This is a genomic window from Pseudovibrio sp. Ad46 (assembly GCF_001623065.1).
Taxonomy (GTDB): domain Bacteria; phylum Pseudomonadota; class Alphaproteobacteria; order Rhizobiales; family Stappiaceae; genus Pseudovibrio.
This window is the reverse complement of the sequence record NZ_LMCG01000058.1, coordinates 1-573: the sequence shown is the minus strand read 5'-3', so window position 1 is coordinate 573 and position 573 is coordinate 1. Positions and strand designations below refer to the sequence as shown.

1 pseudogene is annotated in these 573 nt (G+C 59.9%); it reads right to left on the bottom strand.

The window, feature by feature from the left end:
* Nucleotides 1–553, bottom strand: a pseudogene (locus PsAD46_RS17140) (AAA domain-containing protein); the annotation flags it as partial.
* Between the last annotated feature and the right edge of the window lie 20 nt (nucleotides 554–573).

The following is a 573-nucleotide window of genomic DNA, read 5'->3' as shown; positions in this document are numbered from 1 at the left end:
CTTTGCAGATGGTCCGTCTAGCGACCTCCACCTCGCTCGGCAGGTCGGAGATCGCGGTGAGCTTCTCCTTCGCGTCACGCAGCAGTTCGCTAGCCCGGCTGGAATCGTAGAACTTCTGGCGATCCGCCGCATCGAAGGGAGACAGCTGGTTGTGATCGCCAATCATCACCCTGCGGTTTCCCAGGAGCAGAGCACCGATCAATTCGGCGCCGTTGGCCCGCGCTGCCTCCTCGATAAAGACCCAGTCGAACTGCTCGCCATCGGCAATCATCTCCTCAAGAATATGCGAAGACGTGGTTGCAAGCGTCACATCCGACGAACGCAGCATCAGATTGTCCGTGTCGCGCAGGGCGCGGTCGGCGATCGACTGCTCCGAGGTATCCAGAGGTCTGAGTGCCTGGACGATCTGATTGAGCTGGTTCGTCATGATCGCGGCGCTGGCCGGGTCCGGCTTCGACACGGATCGCAACAAAGAATGCGAACTCCGCCTTAGCGTGCTCTCTTTCTCGCTGAAGCGCGATCGCTCGACGCGAACGACGATCGTGGAGGTCGCTAGATGGTCATACTACGTGT